Origin of the sequence: Hymenobacter psychrotolerans DSM 18569 (assembly GCF_900142395.1) — a bacterium.
GTDB lineage: Bacteria > Bacteroidota > Bacteroidia > Cytophagales > Hymenobacteraceae > Hymenobacter > Hymenobacter psychrotolerans.
Window position 1 is genome coordinate 86,134 of the sequence record NZ_FRAS01000009.1, and the last position, 20,906, is coordinate 107,039.

15 protein-coding genes are annotated in these 20,906 nt (G+C 62.1%); 8 read left to right on the top strand and 7 right to left on the bottom strand.

The features are described from left to right. The first annotated feature begins 103 nt into the window (after positions 1 to 103). Positions 104 to 424, top strand: coding sequence for a hypothetical protein (locus BUE15_RS10010; RefSeq protein ID WP_073284008.1), 321 nt, complete (start codon positions 104 to 106; stop codon positions 422 to 424). 42 nt (positions 425 to 466) lie between these two features. Here BUE15_RS10010 and BUE15_RS10015 read toward each other — a convergent pair whose 3' ends face one another. Next, a complete protein-coding gene (locus BUE15_RS10015; RefSeq protein ID WP_139252207.1) occupies positions 467 to 1,018 on the bottom strand; it encodes a hypothetical protein in 552 nt (183 codons plus the stop codon). A gap of 178 nt (positions 1,019 to 1,196) precedes the next feature. Between BUE15_RS10015 and BUE15_RS10020 the strand changes: the two genes are divergently transcribed. Next, positions 1,197 to 2,729, top strand: a complete 1,533-nt coding sequence (locus BUE15_RS10020; protein WP_073284014.1) for an HTTM domain-containing protein — start codon at positions 1,197 to 1,199, stop codon at positions 2,727 to 2,729. A gap of 44 nt (positions 2,730 to 2,773) precedes the next feature. Continuing rightward, complete coding sequence (locus tag BUE15_RS10025) at positions 2,774 to 3,760, top strand: MBL fold metallo-hydrolase (protein WP_084548957.1); 987 nt, start codon at positions 2,774 to 2,776, stop codon at positions 3,758 to 3,760. Positions 3,761 to 4,027: 267 nt separating this feature from the next. Here BUE15_RS10025 and BUE15_RS10030 read toward each other — a convergent pair whose 3' ends face one another. Beyond that, positions 4,028 to 5,242: an ABC transporter permease gene (locus BUE15_RS10030; protein WP_073284017.1), complete on the bottom strand. Its 1,215-nt coding sequence runs from the start codon at positions 5,240 to 5,242 to the stop codon at positions 4,028 to 4,030. Positions 5,243 to 5,290: 48 nt separating this feature from the next. Here BUE15_RS10030 and BUE15_RS10035 point away from each other — a divergent pair, with 48 nt between their 5' ends. The 3 genes from BUE15_RS10035 (at position 5,291) to BUE15_RS10045 (ending at position 8,213) form a co-directional block, all read left to right on the top strand. Continuing rightward, positions 5,291 to 6,550: an exo-beta-N-acetylmuramidase NamZ family protein gene (locus BUE15_RS10035; RefSeq protein WP_073284020.1), complete on the top strand. Its 1,260-nt coding sequence runs from the start codon at positions 5,291 to 5,293 to the stop codon at positions 6,548 to 6,550. A 90-nt stretch (positions 6,551 to 6,640) separates the two neighbouring features. After that, the gene (fmt, locus tag BUE15_RS10040; protein ID WP_073284023.1) at positions 6,641 to 7,600 is read left to right on the top strand and encodes a methionyl-tRNA formyltransferase; all 960 of its coding nucleotides are present in this window, start codon (positions 6,641 to 6,643) and stop codon (positions 7,598 to 7,600) included. Between the two features lie 127 nt (positions 7,601 to 7,727). Then, positions 7,728 to 8,213 carry a dihydrofolate reductase gene (locus tag BUE15_RS10045; protein WP_073284026.1) on the top strand — a complete coding sequence of 162 codons (486 nt, stop codon included), beginning with the start codon at positions 7,728 to 7,730 and terminating at the stop codon, positions 8,211 to 8,213. A 110-nt stretch (positions 8,214 to 8,323) separates the two neighbouring features. On the opposite strand, the gene porU2 is transcribed toward BUE15_RS10045, so the two are convergent. Together porU2 and BUE15_RS10055 are read right to left on the bottom strand one after the other, a co-directional pair. Beyond that, positions 8,324 to 13,456 carry a putative type IX secretion system sortase PorU2 gene (gene porU2, locus BUE15_RS10050; RefSeq protein ID WP_073284028.1) on the bottom strand — a complete coding sequence of 1,711 codons (5,133 nt, stop codon included), beginning with the start codon at positions 13,454 to 13,456 and terminating at the stop codon, positions 8,324 to 8,326. A gap of 56 nt (positions 13,457 to 13,512) precedes the next feature. After that, entirely contained in the window at positions 13,513 to 14,613 is a 1,101-nt protein-coding gene (locus BUE15_RS10055; protein ID WP_073284031.1) for a putative type IX sorting system protein PorV2, read from the bottom strand. A gap of 420 nt (positions 14,614 to 15,033) precedes the next feature. On the opposite strand from BUE15_RS10055, the gene BUE15_RS10060 reads away from it, so the two are divergent. Together BUE15_RS10060 and BUE15_RS10065 are read left to right on the top strand one after the other, a co-directional pair. Next, positions 15,034 to 15,399, top strand: a complete 366-nt coding sequence (locus BUE15_RS10060; RefSeq protein ID WP_073284185.1) for a PadR family transcriptional regulator — start codon at positions 15,034 to 15,036, stop codon at positions 15,397 to 15,399. Between the two features lie 47 nt (positions 15,400 to 15,446). Continuing rightward, on the top strand, positions 15,447 to 18,005 hold the full coding sequence (locus BUE15_RS10065) for a PspC domain-containing protein (protein ID WP_073284034.1): 2,559 nt from the start codon (positions 15,447 to 15,449) through the stop codon (positions 18,003 to 18,005). Between the two features lie 235 nt (positions 18,006 to 18,240). On the opposite strand, the gene BUE15_RS10070 is transcribed toward BUE15_RS10065, so the two are convergent. The 3 genes from BUE15_RS10070 to BUE15_RS10080 form a co-directional block, all read right to left on the bottom strand. Then, the gene (locus BUE15_RS10070; protein ID WP_073284036.1) at positions 18,241 to 19,656 is read right to left on the bottom strand and encodes a CCA tRNA nucleotidyltransferase; all 1,416 of its coding nucleotides are present in this window, start codon (positions 19,654 to 19,656) and stop codon (positions 18,241 to 18,243) included. A gap of 186 nt (positions 19,657 to 19,842) precedes the next feature. After that, positions 19,843 to 20,124 carry a hypothetical protein gene (locus BUE15_RS10075; protein ID WP_073284039.1) on the bottom strand — a complete coding sequence of 94 codons (282 nt, stop codon included), beginning with the start codon at positions 20,122 to 20,124 and terminating at the stop codon, positions 19,843 to 19,845. Positions 20,125 to 20,254: 130 nt separating this feature from the next. Continuing rightward, entirely contained in the window at positions 20,255 to 20,836 is a 582-nt protein-coding gene (locus BUE15_RS10080; RefSeq protein ID WP_084548958.1) for an L-threonylcarbamoyladenylate synthase, read from the bottom strand. Between the last annotated feature and the right edge of the window lie 70 nt (positions 20,837 to 20,906).

The following is a 20,906-nucleotide window of genomic DNA, read 5'->3' on the forward strand; positions in this document are numbered from 1 at the left end:
CAAGCCGTATAGCAGGAGAGTTTTTCTTGTACCGGCAGCCTGCCTGCATCGGCAACTAGGCCCTGGCAGTACGGCCGCCTCTACCGGTTCACTCTATACTAGTATGGTCAAACGCACTTCACTACTGGCTGCCCTGGCAGGCATTGCCCTGGCCCTGAGCGCCTGTGACAGCAACAGCAGCAACGCCGGCGGCAACGCTCCGCTGGATACGGATGCCAACGGCAGCGCCGACATCAATGGCTACGACGCCGGCCCCGACTCTGCTGCCGCCAACAATGCCGGCGCCGCCTCCACCCGAGGCGACATCAATGCCAACAGCGGCGGCAGCTCCGACGACGGCAACGGCATGGGCACCGGCCCGACCCAGGGCGGCACCACGGGCTCCGGCACCAGCGGTACTTCCGGCGGCACCACGGGCCAGTAGCCTCCGCTTCTTCTACCTTTTCCAACCAACCCATTCATCCACCTACTCTTTCTGAGCTATGAAAAAGCCATCCATTTTCCTAGGCGCCGCGCTTGTGGCGGCATTTGTTGTATCTACCGGCGCAGCGCTGTCCAGCTCCGCTAACGCCTCCACCGACCAGGGCTCCACCACCGGCACGACCAGCTCTACCAGCGGCCGGACTACATCGGGCACCACTTCCGGTACCACCTCGGGCACTACCACCGGCACGACATCGGGCAGCGGCACTACCACCTCGGGTACTACTTCCGGCACCATGACCTCCGGATCAACTTCCGGCAGTATGACGTCGGGCTCCATGACATCGGGGTCTACTTCCGGCAGCACCACAATGGGCACGACTTCCGGCTCTACGAGTGGTAGCAGCACCTCGGGCTCCATGAGCACTTCCGGCAGCTCTACTTCCGGCAGTTCTACCTCTGGCTCTATGACTTCCGGCCGTAGCGGTAGCACGAGTGGTAGCACTACATCAGGCCGCAACGCAACCAAAACCAAGAAGAAAACCGGTTCGTCGACCAGCGGCAGCACCACGTCTTCGCGGAGCACTGGCGGCACCACGTACTAGGGTTTTAGGCCCCCAGTAGCAACGCTTTTTACAGCCGCCCGCAGCCCCGCGTTGTTAGCGAGGTTGCGGGCGGCTGTAAAAAGCGTTTTGGCTGAAAAACGCAGCCCTGCCAACCGTCGTACCCTAGTACTCCCCTTTCCTTCCAGCCGACTTCTCCCAGGATACCGTATGCCTGCACTCTATTCGGTTTTGCGGCGTCCTTTTGTGCTTGATTTACGGGCGTTGGCGCTGCTGCGGGCAGCAGTAGCTTTCGTGCTTCTGCTCGATATCGGCATCCGCAGCACCGACCTGGAGGCGCATTACTCTAACCTGGGGGTGCTGCCCCTGCCGGTGCTGCAGGCACAGGTCTGGAACCCCTATCAGTTTTCGCTGCATGCCAGCAGTGGGCTGTGGCAGGCGCAGGCCCTGTTGTTTGGGCTGGCAGCGGCGGCGGCGGTAGCGCTGTTTCTGGGCTGGCATACGCGGCTGGTTACGGCTGTTTCGTGGGTGCTGCTGCTGTCGGTGCAGAACCGCAATCCGCTTATCCTGCAGGGCGGCGACGACCTGCTGCGGATGCTGTTGTTCTGGGGCTTTTTTCTGCCCTGGGGGCGTGTGTATTCGCTGGATGCCCGGCAACGGCCTGCTCCCGCCTCGCTGCGGTATGCCAGTGCTGCCACTGCGGCTTATGTACTGCAGCTGGCATTGGTGTACTGGTGCACGGCTATCCTGAAAAGCAGCCCGGAATGGCGGCAGGAAGGTACCGCTCTGTACTACGCCCTCAGCCTCGACCAGGTGCTGTTGCCCGGTGGCCGGCTGCTGTATCCCTATCCGGAGTTGCTGCGGGTACTTACGCTGGGCACGTTTTATCTGGAGTTGCTGCTGCCGTTTGTGCTCTTCATTCCGTGGCGGGTGTGGTGGTGGCGGCTGCTATTTGTGGGGCTGCTCTGGGGGTTTCACCTCAGCATTAGTGTCACGCTGTATGTGGGGCTGTTTTTCCTGATCAGCATGGCCTCGGTGCTGGGCCTACTGCCGCCTCGCGCCATGCAGTGGCTGGAAAGGCGCTGGCTGCCCTACGTGCAGGCAGCGGTACAAGGGCTCGGGAGCCGGCTGCGCCAATGGGCTGCGCCGCTGGTGCGGTGGCGGCCTGGCGTGCGGGTGCAGGTGGCGGCTTCGCTGGAACTGACCCCCGGACCCCAACGCCTGCTCAAAGCGGCCCGCGAAGGGCTGGTGCTGGGCCTGCTGGCGTACGTGTGCTGGTGGAACCTCGATAGTTTCTCCCGCCCCGACTGGGCCCTGCGTGAGCAGCTGCGCTGGCTCGGCTACCTCGTCCGGATAGACCAGCACTGGGGCATGTTTGCCCCGACCGTTTTCAAGGACGACGGCTGGTATCTGCTCGATGGTACCACCACTACTGGCCGGCACCTCGACCTGAACCGCAACGGGGCACCGCTCACCTACGCCAAGCCCGCCGCCGTAGTAGCCCTCTTCCGCAACGACCGGTGGCGCAAATACTCGGAGAATTACCTGTTTGTGCAAAACAGCTACATGCGGCCTTACTACTGCAACTACCTGCTGCGCGTGTGGCAGCAGTCGGGCCGCCCGGCGCTGCGCCGCCTGGATGTCATTTATATGAAAGAAGTTTCGCTGCCCGACTACCGCGTAGCCACTCCCACCCGCGAGGTGCTGTGCAGCTGCGAGCCGCCGACTTCATCACCCCAATAAGGCAGCCAACGCCCATCAGCTGCCCGCTTAAACCAACTTTTCCCATGAACGAATCTGCCACTGCTTCTCTGAAAGCCAACCGCGCCAATACGCCGGCCCTCCTGCACGTAGTGCCGGGCATCTGGGGTTTGCGCAACGTGTTCGTCAACCTGTACTATGTGCGCAACCCCGATGCGCCTACCGACCCCTGGGTGCTGGTAGATGCGGGCCTGCCCGGCGCGGGCAGCAAAATTCAGCACAATGCCGAAGCCCTGTTCGGGCCCGACTCTCCGCCCGCGGCCATTCTGCTGACGCATGGCCACTTCGACCACGTAGGCGCCCTGCCTGATCTGCTGGAAACCTGGCCCGACGTGGTGGTGTACGCGCATCCGCTGGAGCTGCCTTATCTGCGGGGCATGTCGTCGTATCCGCCACCGGACCCCTCCGTGGGCGGCGGCGCTATGGCTGCCATGTCGTTTCTGTACCCGAAAAAGCCGCTGGACCTGGGCCAGCGGGTGCAGCCCCTGCCCGCCGATGGCTCGGTGCCCCACTTGCCGGGCTGGCGCTGGCTGCATACGCCCGGCCACACGCCGGGGCACGTTTCGTTTTTCCGGGAGCAGGACAAGACTTTGCTGGCCGGTGATGCCTTCGTGACGGTGCAGGCCGAGTCGGGACTGGCCACGCTAACCCAGCAGCAGGAAGTGAACGGGCCGCCCGCCTACTTCACCCAGGACTGGGAGCAGGCGGCGGCTTCGGTGGCCAAGCTGGCGGCGCTACAGCCGGCCGTAGCCGCCACCGGCCACGGCATCCCGATGCGGGGCAACCGGCTTCGGCAACAGCTTCTGGAACTGGCGCAGCACTTCGCCGAGCGGGCGGTGCCGGCCCACGGGCGCTACGTAGGCCACCCCGCCACCGCCGATGAAACAGGTGTGACCTATGTGCCGCCAGTGCCCAAAACCGGAATACCGCTCTGGGTGGTAGGAGCTACGCTGGCGGCCAGTCTCTTCGTTATCATCCGGCAGCAGGAGCAGCGCAGCAAACGCCCCCATTAACCCCCAACCCACTAAAGCTTCATGTAGACTGCGTCGGCCGCAGCAGTTGTGGCCAGCGCAGCTATGGTTCTGCTCTCCAGTTTCTTGTTTAGATGAAGTATTCCTCACATTCCTCCCTGACCGGTGCGGAGGTACGGCGCTACATCAGAAAACTACGGTGTTTGAATCTGCGTCGATTCTGACAACCAATACCGCCTCAATAAGAACGGGCCCGCAGCACCATGCTGCGGGCCCGTTCTTATTGAGGCGGTGGCCATCCTATACCGCTTAATCGAACTTGATAGCCGTGACGGGCTTGATGCGCGAAATCAGATATGTGGGGATGAGCACGGCCAGCAGCGAGGTGGCAAACACGGCCGCGTTCAGAATCACGATGATGGTCGGGTCCCAGAAAATCGGCACCCGGTCCATGTAGTAGTTTTCGGGGTCGAGCGGGATGAGGTGCGTGTAGTACTGAATGGCGCAGAAGCCCAGCCCCACCAGATTGCCGAACAGCATCCCGCGCAGCGTCAGGCTCAGCCCCCGAAAAAAGAACATGCTGCGAATCTGCCGGTCTGTGGCTCCAATGGCTTTCAGCACCCCAATCATGTTGGTGCGCTCCAGAATCATGATGAAGATGGTGGCCACCATGTTGAACGTGGCCACAAAGATGATCAAGACCAAAAAGATGATGACGTTGCGGTTGAGCAGCTGCAGCCAGTCGAAAAGCTGCGCGTACTGGTCCGTAATCTTGTCCAGCTTCAGGTCGTAGCGCAGGTTCTCGTAGAGCGTTTCGGCCACCGGGTCCAGGCGGTTGAAGTCTTTGAGCACCACTTCCACGCCGCCTACCAGCGAGTCGGGCCAGGCATTCAGCTCCCGGATCTGGCGAATGTCGCCGATGACGTACACCTCGTCGAACTCGTCGAGCCCGGTCTGGTAGATGCCTTTCACGGTAAATTTGCGCACCCGCGGCGGGTTCTGGATGAAGTAGAACAGCGCATCATCCCCGACTTTGAGCCGCAGCTTGTCGGCCACTTTGCGCGAGAGCAGAATGTCGTTACTGGCCGCCGAGTCGGGGAACGTCAGGAAGGTGCCGGCCTGCAGGTTCTGGCGCATCGGCGACTGGCCATCTTCCTCCGAAATGCCTTTGAGCACCACGCCCAGCACTTCCTCTCTGGTTTTGATGATGGCCGTTTTGCGGGCAAAGGGCTGAATCGTCTGCACCTGCGGGAAGCGGTGCAGATCCTGCACGAGGCTGGGCCCGCCGATGGGCTCTACCTCCAGCGAGTTGTTAGTGTCGTACTTGCTGATCTGCAGGTGCGCCCCGAACGAGAATATTTTGCTCTGGATTTCGTTGCGAAATCCTTCGAGGATAGCAAAGGACACAATCATCACGGCAACGCCCATGGCAATGCTGATGATGGCTATCTTTGTCACCGACGAGGTAAAAGACCCCGAGTCGGCTCCGTCAATCTTGTGGGATATGTACCGCGAGACGTTCACTGCCGTAAAGCTACGCGTCTACGCTCAGTTTCCTAGCTTCGTTACTCCATGCCGCTATCCAATCTCGCCAGCCTGCTGAGCACCACGCTGCTGCTCGCCAACTGCAGTGCCACTTCGCCCACCCAAACCAGCGCCACTGCTCCGGCAGCAGCGCCCACCGCTACCGTGGCTTCGCCGCCGCAGGTTGTCGCAGAGGCGCCCCCAGCCGCCACGCCGCTGCGCGTAGGCGCCGAGCAGTTCAGCCGCTACCTGCCCCAGCTGAAAGGCAAGCGCGTAGGCCTGGTGGTGAACCAGACCGCGCTGGTTGGCCGGGCGTTTCTGGTAGATACGCTGCTGGCCCAGGGTGTGCCCGTGAAGGTGATATTCGGGCCGGAGCACGGTTTCCGGGGCGAAGCGGCCGACGGCGCGACCATCAAAGACGGCAAAGACGCCCGCAGCGGCCTGCCGGTGCGCAGCCTTTACGGGGCCACCAAGAAGCCCACGCCGGCCATGCTCGCCGACGTGGATGTGCTGGTTTTCGATATTCAGGACGTGGGCGTGCGGTTCTATACCTTCATCAGCACCATGCACTACGTGATGGAGGCCGCCGCCGAGCAGGGCAAGGAAGTCATTGTTCTGGACCGGCCCAACCCCAACGGCTGGTACGTGGATGGGCCCGTGCTGGAGCCACAGCACAAGTCGTTTGTGGGCATGCACCCCATTCCAGTGGTGCACGGACTCACGGTGGGCGAGCTGGCTCAGATGATAAACGGCGAGAAATGGCTGGCCGGCGGCAAGCAGTGCAAGCTCACGGTGGTGCCCGTGGCCGGCTACACCCACGCCACCCGCTACGAGTTGCCGGTGCGGCCTTCGCCCAACCTGCCCAACGCGCATTCGGTTTCGCTCTACCCCACCATCTGCCTGTTTGAGGGCACCGATGTGAGCGTAGGCCGCGGCACCGACATGCCGTTTGAGGTGGTAGGAGCGCCCACCCAGCCCGCCACCCGGCCGTTCCGCTTCACGCCCAAGCCCAATACCGGCTCGCCCACGCCGCCTCAGAACGGCAAGCTCTGCTACGGCCTCGACCTGCGCCAGACCGGCAACGACATAGGCTTCACGGTGAAGTATCTGCTGGACTTCTATCAGCAAAGCACGGCCAAAGACAAGTTCTTCGGCAAATACTTCGAGCAGCTGACCGGCACGAGCACCGTACGCCAGATGGTGATGGCCGGCAAGTCGGAGCAGGAAATCCGGCAGAGCTGGGAGCCCGCGCTGAGCCAGTACAAGGCCATGCGCCAGAAGTACCTGCTGTACCCGGATTCTAAGTAGAGTGAGTAGATGAGTAAAGGAGTATGGCGGCCATAGTGCTGCGCTTATTCATTCACTCATCCAAACATTCACTCATTCACTCATTACTAAATGCTGAACATCATTTTCATGGGCACGCCGGAATTTGCGGTGCCCACCCTGGACGCTTTGCTTAGCTGGGAAGGCTGCCAGGTGGTAGCGGTAGTCACGGCCCCCGACAAGCCCGCCGGACGCGGCCGGCAGCTGGCGGAGTCGGCGGTGAAGCAGGCGGCGGTGCGGCACGGCCTGCCGGTGCTGCAGCCCACCAACCTCAAGTCGCCGGAGTTTCAGGCGGAGCTGAAGAGCTACGCCGCCGATTTGCAGGTGGTCGTAGCGTTCCGGATGCTGCCCGAGGCCGTCTGGAACATGCCGCCGCGCGGCAGCATCAACATTCACGCCTCCCTGCTGCCCCAGTACCGGGGCGCGGCGCCCATCAACTGGGCCCTCATCCACGGCGAAACCCAGACCGGCGTTACGTCCTTTTTCCTGCGCCACGAAATAGATACCGGCGACCTGATTTTTCAGGACATCGTGCCCATTGCCGATGAAGACGACTTCGGGACGCTGTATGAGAAGCTGAAAACGGCCGGGGCGGCGCTGGCGCTGCGCACGGTGCAGGCCATTGCGGCCGGCACGGCCCCCAGCCTGCCCCAGCAGGAAAGCGACGAGCTGCGGGCCGCCCCCAAGATTCAGAAGGAAACCGGCCGGCTGGACTTCACGGAGGCGGCGCCGGCGCTGGCCAACCGGGTGCGGGGCCTCTCGCCCATTCCCACGGCCTTCACCCGGCTGCCCGATGGCCGCACGCTTAAAGTGTTCAAGGCGCAGCCCTTCGACGACGAGGAAGCCAGCGGCCCCGACTCGGGTGGCGCCGGCACCTGGCACACTGATGGCCGCACCTACCTGCGCGTGCAAACCGGCAGCGGCCTGCTCGACCTGCTCGATGTGCAGCTGGAGGGCAAAAAGCGCATGCCCGTGCAGGAGTTTCTGCGGGGCTTCAATGTGGCAGTGCTGACGCCGAAGTCCGGCGGATAAGCATTACCAGTGGCTTACTGCCGCCAGAGTTTCTCCGGCTACCATACTCCAGCGGGCACTCTGCCCCAAACAACCGAGCGAGAAGCAGGCTTATGAAGTCTGATACTTGCCCCTAACCCCTGATTGAATGCTCGCATTTGTAGTGGCCATTGCTGAAAACAACGTCATCGGCAACGATAATCAATTGCTCTGGCACCTGCCCGACGACCTGAAGCACTTCAAGCGCCTCACCCAGGGCCACCCCGTTGTGATGGGCCGGCGCACCTACGAAAGCATCGGCCGGCCGCTGCCCAACCGCACCAACATCGTAGTAACCCGCCAGGCCGACTGGCAGGCGGACGGCTGCGAAGTAGCGTATTCCGTGCCCGATGCGCTGGAGCAGGCAACTCAGCTGGATGCAGAAGTATTCGTCATCGGCGGCGCCGAAATTTACCGCCAGGCCCTGCCTGCCGCCGATATCATCTACCTGACGGAGGTGCATCACGCATTTGAAGGCGACGTGGTATTCCCGGAGCTCAACAACACCGAATGGCGCGAAGAGTCGCGGGAGCGGCACGAGCCGGATGAGAAGCACGCCTACGCTTTCAGCTTCGTCACGCTGCGCAGAAGATAGGCTGCGGCCCAGGCCGCTCATCACCACACTCCGCCAAATGCAGAGTTGACCACAAAAAAGCAGGCCGCCCCTCGGGGCGGCCTGCTTTCGTTAGGCGCAAAATCTGGTGGTTAGCGCAGTATCACCAGCTTGCCCCAGTCCTTTTTGAAGGCGCGGCTGTCGGCTTCGGCGCTGGAGGCGCGGCGGCTGAACTTGTTGCCGGGGTCGTCCATGATGACGCGGTACAGGTAGGTGCCGTTGGCCAGCCGGTCGCCGTACTCATCGGTGCCGTCCCAGGCGTATTCCGTGATGTTGTTACCGATGCGCAGCGGCCCCAGCTCGGCCATCATGATTTCCTTCACCACCCGGCCCGTCAGGGACAGAATCTGAATCTTCATGTTTTGCGGCATCTCGCTGCCGGTCAGCGTAAACACAAACCGCGCTTTGCTGGTGATGGGGTTCGGGTACGGGTAGATGTTGGTGATGGTCGACTCCTTCACCACCACAAACGTTACGCGGTAGGGCTCCGAGCCAGCGGCGTTGCCGGTGGCGTCGCGGCCCTGCACTTCCAGCGTGTAGGTGCCGTTGTCCAGCGCCTGCTGGCCGCGGCCCATCTCCACCGTCAGGCGGGCCATGCCCTTCGTCGAGTCCGACTCGAAGCGCACGTTGGCTCCGTTCAGGTTGATGGGTACGGGCGTGGCCTGGCCGGGCGAGGTCAGCAGCAAATCGAAGTGGCTCTGGTCTTTGATGCGCCGCAGCCGGTCATCGTCCTTGAGCTGCACCACAATGGTGGGCGAAGGCGACACAATGTCGCCGTTGAGAATGTGTTGCCCGTCGAAGGCCACATCCAGTACCGGCGGCGTGTTGCGGTCCTCCACCAGGAAAGAAGGCAGCGTCAGCTCGTTGTTGAAGTAATACAGCTCGGGCAGGGCCTTGGGCTCGCGCGGCGCCGTAGGCCGCGGATTCACGATGACGTTGCCGCTGAGCGCGCCGGACATGCCCACCACGTTCAGCTTCGCCTCGAAGCTCACTTGGCTGTCGGCCAGCAGCGGACCACCGGGCACGTCTACCAATTGCGTACGGGCGCTGGTGTTGTCGCGCACCGTGATACGGGCTTTCAACGCGCCGCTGAAGTTGATGTTCGACACGTTCTGGAATACCACCGGCACCGTAATGGTGCCCGTTTCGGACGCCTGCCGGGCCAGGGTGGCGGCATCGTAAGCAGTGGTGGGCGTGGCCAGGTCGCGGCGCACAATGCCTTCCGGCACGCCTTCGTAGGTCACGAGCCACTGCTCCAGCTGCGGGGCCGTGCGGTTCACGGTGTCGCGCAGGCTTAGTACCAGCTTCAGGTACGGATAGCGTGTAGCCGAAATACCGGCCAGCGCCAGGTTGCGGCTGGTCACGCTGGGGTTGAGCACGGTTTCCACGTCCAGCGTATCAATGCCGACCAGCTGCAGCGTGTAGGCATCGGAAACGTCGGGGGTGCGCACCGTGTGGAACAGGTTCTGCCACTGCCGCGCCGGCCCGATACGGGTAGACGTAATAGTACCACTGCCGGCGCGCGTCTGAATCTGTCCGTTCAGCGTGATTACCTGGTTGGCGCGGGGCGTTGGGCTGCCCGGGTCGGCGGTGAGTTCCTGCGCGGGGCGGGCGCCGGGGCCTTTCTGCACCAGCAGCGCATATGGGTCGCCGTCCTGCAGGCTGTTGATACGGGTGGCGCCCAGCGCAGTCAGCGTAGCTTTCAGCGAGGCACTGAATGCCGTGAAGTTCACCTTGTTCATCGACAGCAGCGCTATGTAGTCGCCGGGGCGGACGTTGGTGAGCAGCGTCTGGAGCTGGGCCTGGCGAGCGGGCGTGTTGATGTTGTCGGTGCCGGAAAGGGCAAAATGGTAGAAGCGCAGGTTGCCCTGGCCGCAGGAATCGTACGGCCCGCCACCGATATTGCGCACCGGCCGCAGCGTCTGGCCACTGAACACGGCCACCATCACGTTCGGAGCTCCGATGCTGCAATTACCCACGAAGGGCGAGGTGGCGGCCGTAATACCGTCGGTTATCTGGTTGAACGTCGGTGACGCGCCGGTGCCGCCACCCCGCGTTACCATCGTCACGGCCTGGCTGATATCGGCGAAGTCCCAGCGGCCCGAGGGCGCGGCTACGTCTACGTTAGTCCGCTGGTCGCGCTTGAACTGGCCGTGGTGGCTCTGCGACCAGCCGCCCGGGCTACCCGGAATCACGCGGAACGAGCTGGTGGCCCAGTCGCCGTTTTCGTTCTGCGCGGGGTCGGGGGTCTGGAAGCGCAAACGCCAGTACCATACCGTGCTGTCGCGGCCGGCCAGCACAGGCAGCGTGGGACGCCAGTCGGGCAGCAGCGTCGTCGTGATGGTGCGGGTTTGCTTGATGGCCGGGCCGCTGGTGAATGTCGGCACGGTATCCAGCTCCATTTCATAGACGCGGGAAGCACCACGCGGGTCGTTGGTCTGGCCCACCAGCCGCAGGCCGGTAGCGGGCACAATGGCAAATTCCGGCGGCCACAGCGTCGTGACGCCACCCTGCAGGAAGTTGAAGCAGGCCTGCCCCACGTTGTTGGTTTCGCTCAGCTCGTCGATGCGCATGCGGTAGTCGAGGGCCACTTCAAAGCAGTTTTCCCCGAACACGTTACCCGAGTTGGGTAGTACGAAAGCATAGGTGGTGTCGCGCCAGGCCTGCCGCACGGTGTAGGTAAACACGTCCGGGGTGCGGGTGCCCGTGCTGGTAGCCGGGTAGCGGCGCGTCACCCGGATATCGAGCGAGTCGTAGGTGATTTTGCCGGGGTTCTTCACGTTCACCACCACCTTCAGGTCGGGTGAGGCAGCCTGCAGCGGTCCGGCGTTGTTGGACAGAATCTGCACGTCGCCGGTCTGGTTGGCAATGAAATCGGGCTTTTCGGGCGAGTAGAACCGCACGGCCGGGTCGCCGAGCCACACATTCATCTGGCTCAGGGCAATAGAGGACGGCTGCCCAATGATAGCCACCATCCGGCGCGACGCCTCGGCCTGCAGCACCGGAATGGGCTTACCATACCAGGCCGGCTCGTTGAAGGCCACTTTGTAGAACTCCGTGGTGAAGGCGTCCAGGTCGTAGGCAAAGGCTTCGTCGGAAGCCGCCATAAACCCTATGGCGCCTTTGCTGGCCGAGAAAACCCAGTTTTCAGAAACTACTTTCGAGTAATTGCGCCGGTCTACGGCATTAGCGGCGCAGCCATTGAGCAGGAATACCGGATACTTGCCGGGGTTGTTATAGCCTTTGCCCGGGTCGGAGGGGTCCCCGAAGTTGAGGTTAAATGCAGATGTAGAGCCGTGGCCAAAGTAGGTTATAAGCGAAACTCCCGCGTTTACCTCGGGCGCCAGAGTAATACTAACGGGCAGATTACTGCCACCAGCCTGGCTGCGCCGGTAAGTATTGACCACCTTCCCACCGAACAGCGGACGCTCGGCCAGCCGTTTGTACTTATCGACGTAACCCTCAAATTCCGCATACTCATTCACGTCCTCACCGCCGGCCAGATGCACAATGTTCTTGCGCCAGGGCTCCGGCCCCAGGGTTTCGTGCGTTTTGAGCTTGTCCAGGTAGTTGCTGACGTCCTGCGGGCTGGTGGCCGGCAGGCGCCCGGTGGGCATGCGGGGCACATAGTTGTTGTTTTCCCAGTCCGCCGACAGGAAATTGTCGGAGCCGCTCCGCGTGCTGGAGGGTATCAGGTCAATTTCGAAGTTGCTGCCGTTGCGGAAGGCCTCTCCTACTATCAGGCCCTTACCCAGCAGCAACAGATAGTTGGTCTGGCTGGCCGGTGAGTTGGCCAGCTCCCACCGTACATAGTTGCGCACCTGGTCCACCGACCGTTCGCCGTAGTGAAACTGGTTGCAGAGCTGCTCGGCCGTCACCACCACCGTGTCGTAGCGCCCGCCGGCCGTGGAGGCGCGGTAGTCGGCATAGGCCCGCACGGGATTTACGCCCCCCACCGGCCGCATCAGAATCTTGCTGCTGATGATGAGGAAATTGGAGCTGGCCGCATTCAGCGCCCGGAACTGCACCCGCTTGGCCGGCCGGGGCACCGAGGCCACCGCTTCATCGGCGAGCAGCAGATTTCGGGTGCGGCTGTTGGCCTCCGGAAATACGTAGCCGCGCCGCTGGCCGCCCAAGGCCGTGCCGGCAATGCGCTGGGCATTGTAGGGGTCCGTAATATCAAAGCCGGCAACGGTGGCCGGAATGGAATCGAGCGTGTAGTAGGCCGGGCCGGCCAGCGTAGAGTCGTTGGCGAAGCTCACGTGCTTGCGCCCCGCAAACCAGCGGCTGGTCTGGGCATAGGTGTAGCGGGCATAGCCAACCCGGAAGTTACGGCTGTTGCCGGTAGCAGAACCGGTGGAGGTAAACACAAGGTTTGCTCTTCCGCTGGCATCAATGTCGGTGTCCTGCAACGGCAGGCGCAGAAGCTGCTTGCCATAGTTGGTGAGCGTGGCAACCCCCAGCGGACGAGTGGCAGTGCCGCCTGGAATAGTGACGGATACTTCGACCGTGCGCTGCCCCTGCCATGCCCCCACCAGCAGCACTTCTACTACCGGCCGGCGGCCGGTGGCGCTACGGCTCCAGAGAGAGTCGGTCAGCGCGGCGTTGGCGGCCGCTGCTCTGGACAGATATCCTTCGCCGGCTTCGCCCCAGGGCTGGTAAGTGAAGGAAGCATCGTCAACGTAGGCGAAACTGCTCGTAAACAACTCGGTTTCCCGCGCCATCCGGTGCGGTTGCGGGGCAGCGGTGGGCGCTACCGTGGGCTGAGCCATGCGCCGGCCGTTGGTCGTGGCCGACCACGTCAGGAAGTACGCGGCGGTGTCGGTGTAGAGGCTGTACAGGTCGTGGGGTTGGGTAGCGGCGCCGCCTTTGTAGAGGTACTGGTCCAGCTTGCCATCGTTGCGCTGCCCGTAGAACTCGAAGTAGGTGGTAGCGTCAAGCGCGGTCTGGTTGCCGCCGCCGAAAATGGCCACCTCCCGGCCCCGCCGCCACAGCTGCATCCGCTGCGGGTTCACGCCACTGATACCGGCCTGAGCCAGATACTGCTGGTCGAGCCGGTACAGGCCGTCTTTCAGGACTTGAATCTTATAGTATTGCTGGCCGGGTACAATCCATTCGTTGCCGAAAGGCGCGGCGGTTTGGGCCTGCGCCGGCCGGAATGCCACCAGGGCCAGCAGCAGACTGCACCAGCTCACCAGAAGCCGAAGGCGGTAGTGTTGTTTCATATTCTAACCGTAAGACGATATATCGGAAATAGGCGTGCCGCCCTGTTGCGCTGAGCCTACTTGATGCCGTAGCCCAGGGAAACGATGATGTTGTTGGTTTGGCTGCGCCCGCCGAGCTTTTCAATGGCCAGCTGCGAAAGCGCTACATCCAGGCGCAGGCCGCTCAGGGCCACGCCTACGCCCAGGCTGGGCTGCACTTTCCACTCGTCGGAGCCGGTAAAGGCTTTCACCTGCTGAATATTGCTGACGCCACCGCGCAGAAACACCAGGTTTTTGTAGCCGATTTCCAGGCCCGCCCGCGGGTCGATGCTCACGGCTTTGCTGGAGATGAGCGTATTGCGCTGGCCATCGGTGGTCATTTCCAGGTCGAGGGCGGCCAGGGCCGTGAATTCGCCGGGCAGCTTGATCAGCCGGCCCACGCCTAACACAAACCGGGGCAGGGTTATTTCGGTACTGTTGGCCGGAATATCGGTCGAGTCGCCGGCTACGGGGCGCAGCCGGTCGGAGTTGATGGACCAGGCATTTACGGTCGTCGTGATGTCGCGGGCCATGAGGCCGAGGCGCCAGTTGCCTTTGTCGTACTGCACGCCGGCATCAATGCCAAAGCCCCAGGCGTTGGCAAACTCCCCGATGTTGCGGTAAATCACCTTGGCATTGGCCCCCACTTTCAGCCCCTCAATGTTGCCGACGCGGCGGGCGTAGGACAACAACACCGCGTAGTCGGCCACCGAGAAATACCGGATCCGGTCGTACTGAATGTAGCCGTACTCGTTGATCAGGTCCCGGGTGTCGGCAATGTCATCGACGCCCAGCCGCACCACGCTCACCCCAATGGCGCTTTTGTCGTCGAGGGGCATGGAAAAGGCGCCGTAGTCGTTTTTCACGATGCCCGAAAACAGCTCGGAGTGCATGAGCACGGCATCGTACTTGGTTTTCTGGTCGAGCAGACCGGCCGGGTTCCAGTAGCCGGCAGTGGCGTCCTGCGCCAGACTCACCTGCGTTTTGCCCATGCCCAGGGCCCGCCCCCCGACACCGATGTTGAGAAATTCGTTGCTGTACTTGGGCGTGGAATCCTGCGCGGAGGCCACGTTAGGAGCCAGAACCAGTGCGCTGCTCAACCCAAGCAGCAACGGAGCAATACGGAAAACGTGCGACATAGAAAATGGGCTAAAAACGGGTAATCCGCTTCACAACGCAAGGTACTAACTAATAGTGCGTCGCGCGCGGCAAGCCCGCACAAACCGCGCCACGCCCTCCGCCCAAACCCGGCTTTTCGCGGCCCGCCAGTGGCGCTGCCGCGGGCCTTTCCGGCGGACCGGCAACAAGCAACCCGGCCCGCGCGCAGAAAAAAACAGCCTGTCCGATGCAGCGGCCGGCCAGCAGGTGCACGCCGCAAAACGGCCTGCACACTGCTTTTTGCAGACTTTTGCAGCTGGTATAGTGCACTTTGGCTCCGCTCCCATTTGCTAAAAACCGACAAAATCGCGCAACAAAAATTTATTTTGACTAGTACCTTGTGTTACATAGTACCTTTTGCTACCTTTGACTTATTCTTCACCGACTACCGCCTCAAGCCCATGAAAGTAGAGAACACCCAAGTGCAGATGCGGAAAGGCATCCTGGAGTTCTGCATTCTGGAAATCATCGCCCGCGGCGAGGTTTATGCGTCGGACATGCTCGAAGAGCTCACCCAAGCCCGCATGATTGTGGTGGAGGGCACGCTCTACCCGCTGCTGACCCGCCTCAAGAATGCCGGCCTCCTGGATTATACCTGGAAGGAATCCATGAGTGGCCCGCCCCGCAAGTACTACACCCTCACTGAAGCCGGCACGGAGTTTCTCCACCAGCTGCGCCTGACGTGGGAGGAAGTCGAGGATTCCATCCGCATCATCCGAACCAAGCCTTCCGCCAGCGGGAGCCCCGAAACGCCGGTCGTACTCTAGCGGCCCGCTTCCTCTCCCGATTTTTCCGACTAGTTGCAGCAACTGAGATGAAAAAGAACATCAGCATCAACCTCCAGGGCATCATCTTCCACATCGAAGAAGATGGCTACGAAGTCCTGAGCCGCTACCTGGCAGAAGTGAAAGCCCACTTCAGCGGCTACCGCGGCCACGACGAAATCGTGTCCGACATTGAAGGCCGCATTGCCGAAATCTTCGCCGCCCGCCTCTCCGATATGAAGCAGGTAGTGGCCCTGGAAGATGTGCAGGCGATGGTCGCTAAAATGGGCCGCGTGAGCGACTTCCAGAGCGCCGATGAGGCCGAGGACGACGACGAGCTGCTGGCCGACGCCGTAGCCAGCGGCACTGCCCAGGGCACCTACGCCGGCGGTGGCCAGGCCTACAGCGGCACCGGCGCGGCCGGCGCTACTGCCCCCGAAGAGACCCGCCAGCTGTTCCGCGACATGAGCCACCGCAAAATTGCGGGGGTGTGCGCCGGCCTGGCGCAATACTTCCACATCAGCGCGGTGTGGGTCCGGCTCATTGCGCTGGCCTCGCTCCTCTCGCCTATCATCGGCGACTTCATCGGCTTCCTGCCGGGCTTCGTGATTGTGTCGTACGTAATCCTCTGGATTGTGCTGCCCAAGCGCTACGACACGCCGGAACCGACTGACGGCAACGAAAAGCAGCTGTTCCGTGACACCGACACCGGTAAAATCGGGGGGGTTTCGGCGGGTCTGGCCGCCTACCTCGGCACCGATGTTTCGCTGGTCCGGATTCTGTTCCTGGTAGGCTTCTTCGTCGGATTCGGCCTGATTCTCTACATCATTCTGTGGATTGCGGTACCGGAGGCCAAAACCGTGGCCGACCGGATGCGGATGCGCGGCGACGCCCTGACCCTGTCGGGCATTGCCAGCAACGCCCGCAACTACGACGACACCTCTGCCGGCAACCGCCGCCCCGTGGGCACCTTTTTCGAGGACCTGGCCAAGGCACTTAACCCGCTGCTGAGCTTTGTGGGCACTGCTATCCGCATTTTTGCCGGGGTTATGCTGGCCGTCATTGGCTTCAGCCTGCTGGTAGGCTTCACCATCACGCTGGGCGCCGCCCTGGGCCTGGTGCCCGAATCCCAGAACCCAACCTTCGGCGACGCCAGCTTCCTGAAGCTGCTGGAAGAGCAGCCCAGCTGGGCCTGGATGGCCGGCTACGCCGCCACGGCTATTCCTTCGCTGGCCATGCTGCTGCTGGGGATTGGCCTGCTGCTGCGCCGCGTGCTCATCAGCCGCACGGTAGGCTGGTCGATGTTTGCGCTGTGGCTGCTTAGCATCATTGGCGTAACGGTGGCAGTGGCCCGCCAGAGCCGCGAGTTTCAATACAGTGCCGACGTGGAGCAAAGCACCCGCTACGCTGCCCTCACGGCTCCGGTTCTGCGCCTGGAAACCCGCCGCGTAGAGCGCGACTGGGACCAGCATGTGGATGTGCGGCTGGCCGCCGCCGACAGTGGCAAAGCAGTGGAAATCATTCGCCTGATTTCCGCTGATGGGGCTTCGGAAGCCGAAGCTAGCCGCACGGCCGCTACTTCCGTGGCCTACACGGTGCGCACCCGCGGCGACTCTACCCTGATTCTGGACGACCATTTCTCCTTTCAGCCTAATGCCCGCTACCGCGACCAGGACCTGGAGCTGACCCTGCGCCTGCCACGCGACCGGACCTTCCGCCTGAGCGAAGGCATGGCCAGCTGGCTCGGCGACGACAATTTCGCAGGCAACTCCATGCCCGACAGCCCCGAGAACTACACGTACCGCCTACGAGGCAACAAGCTGGAGTGCATCAGCTGCCCTCCCGCCGAAGAGCGGAACTCGGATGAAGATTCCGCCGACTACGAAGACGGCGCCGATGAGGAAGGCATGAACGTTCACCTCGACTTCGGCCAGGTGGGTGCGTTTGAGACAGACGAAAATGCATACGGCTCGGAACGGCAGAGCTTCGAGGAAACCGACTTCGATGAAGTGAGCATTGTGGGCCCCTACCGGGTGGTGGTACGCCACGGCAACAGCTACGAGGTGAAAGCAGCCGGCAACGGCCGGGCGCTGCGCGACCTGAAAGTGGACCGTGAAGGCAGCGAGCTGCTGATCCGGCCCCGCAACCGCGACATGTTTGACTCGCGCCGCAACGGAGGCGACAAAGTGCTCATCACCATCACCACGCCCGAGCTCAACGAGCTGAAGCTGGTGGGCGGCAGCCGGGCCCAGATTAGCGGCTTTGAATCCGGCGACCTGCGCGTGCAGCAGGCCGGGGGCAGCCAGTTCCGCCTCGATGCTACGCTCAACGACCTGGAGCTGGACCTGGCGGCCGGGTGCCGCGCCGAGCTGCAGGGCAGCGCTAACAACCTGGATATTGACGGAGCCGCCGGCTGCGAGATAGCCGCGGCCGACTTCACGGCCCGCCGCGCCGACGTAGACCTGGTGGGCGGCAGCAAAGCCCGCCTGCACGTCACGAACACGCTGGATGCCAATGCAGTGGGTGCCAGCATGATTGAGTACAGCGGCAGCCCCTCTTCAGTGCGGCGCAATGCCACCGGGGCTTCCTCCGTTAAGTCAGTAGACTAGTTTTTGGAGCCTGGCTTCACTGGCAATCAACGGGTTAGCTGTATGCTCCGAATTTTTTACTATTCTTAGGGCAACGCTCCTGCGTAAAAGCTCATCTATTCCTGTGAAAACCGAAAGCTTGGCCTTTTTCTGGTGAGTGAGAGGCCACACCGAAGGAGTCCTCTTGTCTACTGTGCTGCAACCAGTAGATAAGGGGCTTCTTCATTTTTGGGCCATCCGCAGCGCGTGCCAGCGCTTACCTGGCCAGAGCCAAGCCCTTAAGCCGGCCCAGCTCCAGCATCAGCGCAAACGCCTCGTCGTACTCGTTCCGGATTTTGCCTTCGAGAATGGCATCCAGCAAGGCTTCCTTCAGCTCGCCTACTTCACGGCTCGGTTTCAGGCCAAAGGTTTCCATGATGATTTCGCCGGTAATAACCGGCTTGAAGTTGCGCAGGTGGTCTTTTTCCTCCACTTCCTTCAGCTTCTGCTCCACCACATCAAAGTTGCGCAGGTAGCGGTTCTTGCGGTCGTAGTCTTTGCTGGTGATGTCGGCGCGGCAGAGCAGCATAAGCCGGTCAATGTCGTCGCCGGCCTCGAACAGAAGGCGCCGCACCGCCGAGTCCGTCACGATTTCCTTGGACAGCACAATGGGCCGCAGATGCAGGCGCACCAGCTTCTGCACCTGGCGCATTTCTTCGCCCAGGGGCAGCTTGAGGTCGGTGAAGATGCCCGGCACCCAGCGCGCACCCTTGTCTTCGTGCCCGTGGAAAGTCCAGCCCACGCGCTTGTCGTAGCGCTTGGTGGCGGGCTTGGCAATGTCGTGCAGGATGGCCGCCCAGCGCAGCCACAGGTCGCCGCCGGCCGCCACCACATTGTCGAGGACCTGCAATGTGTGGTAGAAGTTGTCTTTATGCGCGTGCTGGCCCACTTTATCCACGCCCTGCAGCTGGGCCATCTTCGGGAAGATGAGCGCCAGCAGCCCGCTGCTGAACAGCAGCTTGAAGCCATAGCTGGGCTTCGGGGCCATGATAATCTTGTTCAGCTCGGTCGTAATCCGCTCCTGCGACACAATCTTGATGCGCTCTTTATTGCGGGCCAGCGCGTCGAACGTGTCGGGGTCAATATCGAAGTCCAGCTGGGTGGCAAACCGAATGGCACGCAGCATGCGCAGCGGGTCGTCGGAGAAGGTAATGTCCGGGTCGAGGGGCGTCCGGATGAGCTTGCGCCGCAGGTCGCCCATGCCATCATAGCGGTCCACGAGCGTGCCGAAGTCTTCCGGGTTCAAACTCAGGCCGAGGGCGTTGATGGTGAAGTCGCGGCGGGCCAGGTCCTCTTCCAGCGTGCCGGCTTCCACTTCGGGCTTGCGGCTCTCGGCGCGGTAGCTTTCCTTGCGGGCACCCACAAACTCCACCTCAATGTCGGGCGTGGGCAGCATGGCCGTGCCGAAGTTTTTGAACACCGTCACGCGGGGCCGGCCGGGCAGCAGGCGGCCCACCGTCTGCGCCAGCTGAATTCCGTCGCCGACGCACACCACGTCTACGTCCTTGCTCTCCCGCCCCAGCGCCAGGTCCCGCACGTAGCCCCCGATTACGTAGGCCGGGAAGCCCAGCTCGCCGGCGGCAGCGGCAATGGTACGGAACAGCGGAAGCTCGGGCAGTTGAGGAGTATTCATGCAAAACGGATTAGACTTCAAAGGTACGCCACAGCCACTATTGCCGGGGTTTGTGCTTGCTCCATGACGGGCTTGGTTAGTCCCGGCGGGCCGGCTACCACTAGCAGGCTCAGGCAATTCGAAAACGAAAAAGCTCCTTCAGACCAGGTCTGAAGGAGCTTTTTAAGGTCCGGGAGGACCGGAAAATTACTGCTTGGCAGGAACTTCCTCTACTACTTTGTTGGCTTCTTTGTTTACTACAACAGCCGTGTCGCCAGCTTCGGGAGCCATGTCGGCCTTCACGTCAGCAGCAGCGTTGTCGGTAGCGTTTTCAACTGCGTCGCCGGCGTTTTCGGTAGCGTTGGCAGCATCGGTAGCAGCGCTTTCGGCCGTAGCTTCAGCGTTTTCCTGAGTCTTTTCCGAGCACGAAGCCAGAGCGAAAGGAGCGAAAGCGGCGAGAACGAGCAGGGATTTGAACGAGCGTTTCATAGTGAGTTGGGTATGGAGTTTCTGAACAAAGAATTCCCGCTTCATACGCCGCCGCCCAAATGGTAACCCGCCGGACCAATATTTTTTGTAGCCGGCACCAGCCAAACACTTTACTGAACACCAGCAGCCTTTAGTCGCGCAGCACTTCCAGCAAGCCATCCGGCAGCACCCGCACCACCCGCGACGGGGTAGCCGGCGTAGCATCATCCTGGCGCCAGTGGGCCACGTACTCCACTTTGCGCACCAGCTGCGGGTTAATTTCGGCGTATATGCCTGGCGTGGCCTCCCCGCTCAGGTTAGCCGACGTAGATACCAGCCCGTGCCCCAGCCGGCGTACTACTTTGCTGCAAAACTCGTCGGTAAGCACCACCCGCAGCCCGATAGTGCCATCCGGGGCCAGCAGGTTCGGGGCCAGCAGGCGGCTGCCCGGCACTACGTAGGTGGTAGGCCGGGTTTGGGTAGCCAGGAGCTCCGTCAGGTTCGGGGGTACTACGGCAGCATACCGGGCAAACATAGCCTCGTCGGCCACCAGCACAATGCAGGCTTTATTGGAGGGGCGGTTTTTGAGTTGGTACACCTTCTCCACGGCCGGCGGCGCCTCCGCGTCGCAGCCCAGGCCCCACACGGTATCCGTCGGGTACAGAATCACCTGCTGCATCAGCAGCGCATCCACTGCCGCATCTACTTCTTCACGGAAGAATTTGGTACTCATAAGCCAGGCCGGTTGAAATCAGGAAGTGAAATCGAGATATGGAAGTGCAGCTACGCGCAGTACAGGCCGC